The 6,943-nt window shown below is 48.3% G+C and carries 5 protein-coding genes; 3 read left to right on the forward strand and 2 right to left on the reverse strand.

Features of this window, described 5'->3' with window-relative positions:
- On the reverse strand, window positions 1–332 hold a 332-nt coding region (locus KDK15_RS07410; protein ID WP_257294722.1), incomplete at its 3' end, for a hypothetical protein.
- A 396-nt stretch (window positions 333–728) separates the two neighbouring features.
- Between KDK15_RS07410 and KDK15_RS07415 the strand changes: the two genes are divergently transcribed.
- Both KDK15_RS07415 and KDK15_RS07420 read left to right on the forward strand, forming a co-directional pair.
- Window positions 729–2,000 carry a CaiB/BaiF CoA-transferase family protein gene (locus KDK15_RS07415; RefSeq protein WP_257294723.1) on the forward strand — a complete coding sequence of 424 codons (1,272 nt, stop codon included), beginning with the start codon at window positions 729–731 and terminating at the stop codon, window positions 1,998–2,000.
- Window positions 2,001–2,024: 24 nt separating this feature from the next.
- Complete coding sequence (locus tag KDK15_RS07420) at window positions 2,025–2,342, forward strand: hypothetical protein (RefSeq protein WP_257294724.1); 318 nt, start codon at window positions 2,025–2,027, stop codon at window positions 2,340–2,342.
- A gap of 176 nt (window positions 2,343–2,518) precedes the next feature.
- On the opposite strand, the gene KDK15_RS07425 is transcribed toward KDK15_RS07420, so the two are convergent.
- Complete coding sequence (locus KDK15_RS07425) at window positions 2,519–3,766, reverse strand: OFA family MFS transporter (protein WP_257294725.1); 1,248 nt, start codon at window positions 3,764–3,766, stop codon at window positions 2,519–2,521.
- A gap of 580 nt (window positions 3,767–4,346) precedes the next feature.
- Between KDK15_RS07425 and KDK15_RS20985 the strand changes: the two genes are divergently transcribed.
- On the forward strand, window positions 4,347–6,943 hold a 2,597-nt coding region (locus KDK15_RS20985), incomplete at its 3' end, for an FAD-dependent oxidoreductase (protein WP_306800265.1).

Raw genomic sequence — 6,943 nt, forward strand, 5'->3', positions numbered from 1 at the left:
TCACAGCCAGGAAACGGGTCGAAGGGCAAGCGACAGATGGCACAACACTTCTCGTCACCGGGCAGGTCAACGCCCTGATCAACTACCGGCAGATTCTCATGTTTTCTCCGACCATGGCTCGGTGAACCTGGTTGCTGGCCACGTTTACGAGTTGTCGGCTGTCGTGTGGTGTTTTTGCGTTGTTTTTCCTGACCGGGTTTTGAGCGACTCTTCTTTTCGGTAGAACGACCAAAGAACATGTTTTTCATATGACCCAGTTGTGAATCGCGTTGCTTGATTTTCTCTTTGAGGTGATCGACTTCAGCCGTAAGCTTCAGGAGCCTGCAGAGCAACCGATTCTCTCAAACAGAAAATAACCGGAGGGGCTTTGCCCTTCTTTTTTTGTTTCTGCTGACGGATCAGATGCTGTACTCCATCAGAATCCGTTGCTGATAAAACTACCTCAGTCGTTCAATAAGTTCGTGTTCTGTCGTCTGTTTGTGTTCATAGTGTAAGGCGATGTCATTCCAGATGATCATTTCGGATTTCTTCCAAAAAACCGACAAAGCGCAGCAATCAGGATTAATACTTAACCATCAGGACAAATAAAATTGATTTTATTGACCTGAAGGGGTTGTTTTTACAATCAAACCCGAACAATGAAAAAAAACGATTGTTTTACAACTTTTGTGAAATTACGGTACGTTCTGTATCGTTATTGTTAGGTTATAAACCCTGGAGTAGCCTCTATGGATCACACAAGCGAAACAGAATACAAACCAGGCCCGTTGGACGGCGTCACGGTATTGGACTTCTCCCGCGTACTTTCCGGACCTTATTGCACCATGATTCTGGCGGATCTTGGCGCAAGGGTCATCAAGATTGAGCGTTTTGGTACAGGCGACGACACACGTGCGTTCGGGCCTTTCATTGAGGACGATTCAGCCTACTTCATGTGCTTCAACCGAGGCAAGGAGAGCATCTCTCTCGATATTAAATCGCCACGTGACCGGGAACTTCTGGAGCGACTCTTAGACACCAGTGATGTTGTCGTTGAGAATTTCCGCCCCGGTGTTATGGAACGACTTGGCTACGGCCCGGAGCGTCTGGCCAAAACCCATCCACATATTGTTTATGCCTCTATCTCAGGCTTTGGACACAGCGGCCCGTTCAGTGAACTCCCAGGCTACGACATGGTGGTACAGGCAATGGGTGGGGTAATGGGTTTGACCGGCTGGCCCGGTGCAGAGCCTGCCCGTGTTGGCACCAGCTTTGGTGACCTGGGCGCAGGCCTGTTCGGTGTTATTGGTATTTTGGCTTCACTCTATAGCCGCAACCGTGACGCCCAGGGCGCACGTGTCGACATCGGCATGCTCGACTGTCAGGCCGCATTGCTGGAGACCGCTCTGGCGCGTTACGACGTTGAAGGCGTTGTACCCACCCGAACCGGTGACAACCATCCATCACTGGCACCTTTTGAGACCTTTATGGCCGAAGACGGTAAGTTTGTCATCTGTGCAGGCAACGACACGCTCTTCTTGCAGATGGCCGACGCTCTGGGGTCACCGAATCTGGCACTGAAACCAGAGTTTCTGACCAATGACCTGCGGGTTCAAAACCGTGTTCAATTGGTCAAAGATATAGAAGAAATCACCAAAACCAAACCAATGCAGCATTGGATCGACGCCCTCAACGAAGAGGGAGTTCCCTGCGCACCCATCAATACCATCGACAAGTTATTCAGCAACCCTCAGCTGCTGGCCCGTGACATGATCATCAAAGTTCAAGGAGAACACGACCGGCCGGTACGCACTGCAGGCAACCCAATTAAATTGAGCAACATGACCGAATTTGATCCTGAAAAGCCAATCAAAGCACCCATGCTGAATCAGCATCGTGAAGCGATTCTTGATGAGCTGATGGCGAGCCACGGAGCCTATGACGTTGTTAAAGGTCAAAATGATGACCACCATGCTGACCTGCATGAGTTTTACGAAGCTGCCGCTCCAGCCGTTAACTGACAGATCCGAGACCTATAGGTACATATGATGTCAAAGAACTCAAGCACCAACGTTAAGTCTGTCAAATCTGAACATACGACTGAAGCAGAAAAGCCTGCTCTGGCAGTGGTAGCTACACCTGAAGCAGACTCCCCGGTTATTCTGGTGGAGCGTCATGAGCGGGTGGAGATCAACGATCCGGGGCTGTACGTATGGCTTAAGAAACCGTCAATGTTGCCTTCGAAACCCCTCTTAACGAAGGAATGCGCCACGAACGCCGCCTGTTCCAGGCTGCCTTTGCTACCGAAGGTCAGCATGCACGCTTTCATTGCCAAACGAGCTCCTGTTTTCAGACACCGCTAACACGCAGAAACATCTGCTAATCCAGACACTAATTGGCACCGCTACCCAACAGATCGTCGAGATCTATCGCCAGCCCCTGCTCCGTCAGGCCGCTTTAGAACTGGGCTCTTTTGAATTTTAACTGGGTAAGCTTTATCCGTCATTCAGCACTCAATCTGTTAATTTCCCTAAACCATCTAAACAGCTTCCGCTTTCACAACATCAGCCGCTTTTTTCGGTGGTTTGACCTTAAGACCAATTGCAGCAGCTACAAAATTTACTCCGGCACAAATCATAAAGGTGCTCTCATAACCGCCAGTGGTGTCCACCAGATAACCTGCCAGTTTAGGGCCCGCCATGCCCGCAACACCCCACGCGCTGAACAGGATAGCGTAGTTAAAGCCCATGTTCCTGGTACCGAAGAAGTCTCCCGCAGCAGACGGGAATACCGTCAGCACTGCACCATAGGTGAAGGTGATAACCAATGCCCCCATCAGGATCATGCTAAAGGTATCAAAACTACCGAACACCAACAGCACAGCACCTTGCAACGTGTATAGAATGCTCATAGTACGTGCACGACCGATCTTGTCAGATATTAAGCCTGCACCCGGGCGACCCAAAGCATTGGCGACAGAGAACGCCTGAACCAGCAGGGTAATGCTGAAAGTATCGGTCAGTTGCAGGTTGGCAATGTTGCCAATGTGACCAATCATCATCAGACCGGTCATAGAACCCGCCAGGAACATCAGCCACAACAAAGCAAATTGTGGCGTCTTGATCATCTGCTTCCAGTTGTACTCACCGGTTTCCGGACCATCAGCAACAATGGGGGTCCCTTCAGCCTTGTTATCAGCAGTCGCAATGTTCGGTGCAGCTTCCGGAACACTCATGAACTGAGCAGCAGCAAAGATCACACCACCGAAGAACACAGCCAGTATTTTAAAGCTGGCAAACAGTCCATATTCTGCGATCAGGTATTTGGCCAACGGAGCCGCATACAACGGTGCCAAACCAAAGCCGGTGACAACCAGACCGACAATTAAACCTTTTTGCTCCGGTTTAAACCATTTCACCGCTGCCGGAGCCGTTGCGGAATAGCCCAGACCGATGCCTGCACCGTTCAGAACACCAAAACCCAGGATAACACCCATTTCGGTCGGCATAGCACTACACAGGAACATACCTGCCGCAGTACAAAGACCAGCGATGGTAATCACAATGCGCGGCCCCAGGCGATCCTGCAGCTTACCACCTACCAGCATGATTAGCGCAAACGCGGCAATTGCCACTGCGTAGGGCGTGGATGCCTGAGAAGCGGTCCAGCCCTGAGTTTGAATAAAATTCTCGGAGAAGATACTCCACGTGTACAGACTGCCGAACATTAAGTTGATAGCCAGGCCAGCCGTCACTACGATCCAGCCACGATTCATATTAGTGATCATAGGTACCTCACTTAAAACTGCTTATGTCGTCTATCGCCTTTGCTGAGGGGCTATGGAATCCAACTCACCAAGGATGGATTCCCAGTCTTCTTTTGAAGAAAAAACATTATTACCACAGGCAGACAAGGTAGTGCCCCATTTCCCTGACATTTTGATCTACTTCATGTAGTCGATGGCGACTTCATTCAGGATATAGCACGAATGCTGTCCTTGCAGGCAGCTCAGGAAGTTTATCCTGCTTTTGCTCTCACTACTCAGAAAATAACTAAATAATTTAATTCAAGCTTTTTAAACAACAGTTTCGACTCTGACGACGGTTTACTACAAAAAAATCAAGATATTGACCGAGACCAAAAAGCATTCAAATTAGCTTGATACCATCGTAAAAATTTTTTGTATCCCTATTTATTTAAGACTTTAAAGTTATATGCATCATTTTTATATTTATACATCTGCTATTTATATGGATCGATTGATATATCAAATACTCTTGTTAGAAAAACTCTATTCTAATAAAACCAAAGTGCATTTGATATGATAATTAACTTATTGATTAACCAATCTGTAAGAGGAAGAGTGCATGGCTAAGCTAGCCGATGAGCTAATACTTCGATCAGGGGCTACGCTAAAAAATCGCATAATGATGGCACCAATGACAATTCAGTCTGCTTTTTTTGATGGCGGCGTTACTCAACTGATGATTGATTACTACGCAGCCCGTGCGGGCGATGCTGCTGCAATCATCGTGGAAAGTGCTTTTGTAGAAAACTATGGTCGTGCATTCCCCGGAGCATTAGGTATTGACACAGACAACAAAATAAAAGGCCTCAAAGAACTAACCCGGGCTATCAAAGAAAAAGGTTCAAAGGCCATACTGCAAATTTACCATGCTGGTCGTATGGCGAGTGGGGAATACAACGGTGGTCACACACCTATATCGGCCAGCCCGGTTGCAGCCCTGCGTGATAATGCAGAAACACCACTGGAGATGACAGCAGCGCAAGTCGAAGATATGATCGAACGCTTCGGTAATGCTGTAAATCGCGCTATTCTGGCGGGCTTTGATGGCGTAGAAATCCACGGTGCAAACACTTATCTTATCCAGCAATTTTTCTCTCCTCACTCAAATCGACGCAGTGACAAATGGGGCGGCGATATCGAGAAACGAACCACCTTCCCCCTGGCGATTCTGGAAAAAGCCAAAGCCGTTGTGGCAGCAAGCGAAAAGTCTGATTTTATTATTGGCTATCGTTTTTCTCCGGAGGAAATTGAGGAACCAGGCATCCGGTTTGAAGATACCCTGTATCTTCTGGATAAACTGGCTACCTGCGGCCTGGATTATTTGCATGTCTCAATGGGTAGCTGGGCGCGTAATTCCATTGTCAACCCTGAAGATAAAGAACCGCTCGTGGCTAAATATCACCGGCATAAGAGCAGAAGCCTGGCAGAGGTACCTATCATCGGTGTTGGCGGTATAGCGCAGCGGGCAGATGCAGATAAAGCGCTGGAGCAGGGTTATGATCTCATCAGTGTTGGCAAGGGTTGTCTGCTGGAACCTGCCTGGGCAACCAAGGCACTTAGCAACGAGATCTGTGCAGAGTATGCTGATATTAACCAGCAAGATGAGCTGCATATTCCTTCCCCACTGTGGGACATCATGGACTACATGATTGTGGACAGTGCTGCTGAGGCGGTTAAGCATGAGCGTATCAAAGAACTGCAAAACGTAAAAATTGAATTTGAGCCCGGTCAGTATACGGCTTATGGTATTGGTCATAGTGGCAAGCTGCCGGTGACGGTTACCTTCTCTGAAGATAAAATCCTCGATATTGTTGTCGATTCTTCAAACGAATCCGAAGGTATTGCCAACCCGGCGTTTGAGCGAATTCCGCAACAAATTCTTGATGAGCAATCGCTCAATATCGATGTCATTTCTGGCGCTACAGCCAGTAGCCAGGCGGTTATTGACGGCGTATCCAATGCGGTTGACCTCGCAGGCGGTCACTCTGAAGCGCTTCGCTGCAAGGCCAAAAAAGCGGTTGAATGGTCAACTGAAACCATTGAAGAAACCGTTGATGTGGTCGTTATTGGTGGTGGCGGTGCGGGCCTGAGTGCAACGCTGACAGCACTGGAAAAAGGCAAATCGGTTATCCTGCTGGAAAAATTCCCGGCCATTGGTGGCAATACGGTCCGTACAGGTGGCTGGGTGAACGCTGCTGAGCCTGGCTGGCAAAGTGATTTCTCCGCCTTGCCCGGTGAAGCTGACTACCTGAAGGGCATTGCTGCAACACCAGAATCTGAAATTGCCGAAGAATATCTCAATGATTTCAAAACACTGAAAGAACAACTGGCTGCTTACTTTGACGATCTGGAAAACGGCAAAAAATATCTGTTTGACTCGGTTGAACTGCACCTGATTCAGACCTATCTGGGTGGTAAGCGTACCGACCTCAAAGGTAACGCCATTTATGGTCAGTACGATCTGGTTAAAACGCTCACCAGTCGCTCTATGGAATCGATCAACTGGTTGACCGAAAAAGGAATCGATTTTAACCGCAGTGCGGTTGATATTGCTGTTGGTGCTTTGTGGCGTCGTGCACACAAACCAAAACGCCAAAAAGGCCTGGAGTTTGTTGATAAGCTGCAAAAATGCATTAAAGAGCAAGACGGTCGCATCATGACCGACACCCGTGCCACCGAACTTATTATCAACGATGGCAAAGTAGAAGGCATCAAGGCGACACAGGCAAATGGCACCAAACTAATATTGCATGTCAACCACGGTGTCGTGTTGGCTTCCGGTGGATTTGGTGCAAATACCCAAATGCTCAAGAAGTACAACACATACTGGAATAAAATTGCTGATGACATCAAAACCACTAACTCACCGGCCCTGATTGGCGATGGTATTGAGATGGGTGAAAAAGCCGGTGCTGAATTGACCGGTATGGGATTTGCCCAGCTAATGCCGATCGGCGATCCAAAGTCTGGCGCACTGTTGACAGGACTCATTGTACCGCCTGAAAACTTTGTCTTTGTAAACAAAAGCGGTAAGCGTTTCGTTGATGAATGTGAAAGCCGCGATGTGCTTTCTGAGTCTTTCTTCAATAACGGTGGCCTGGTTTACATGATTGCCGACAGCGAGATTCGTAAAACCGCGGCGAATACTTCTGATGA

This window comes from Endozoicomonas sp. YOMI1 (genome assembly GCF_024606345.1).
Lineage (GTDB): Bacteria > Pseudomonadota > Gammaproteobacteria > Pseudomonadales > Endozoicomonadaceae > Endozoicomonas.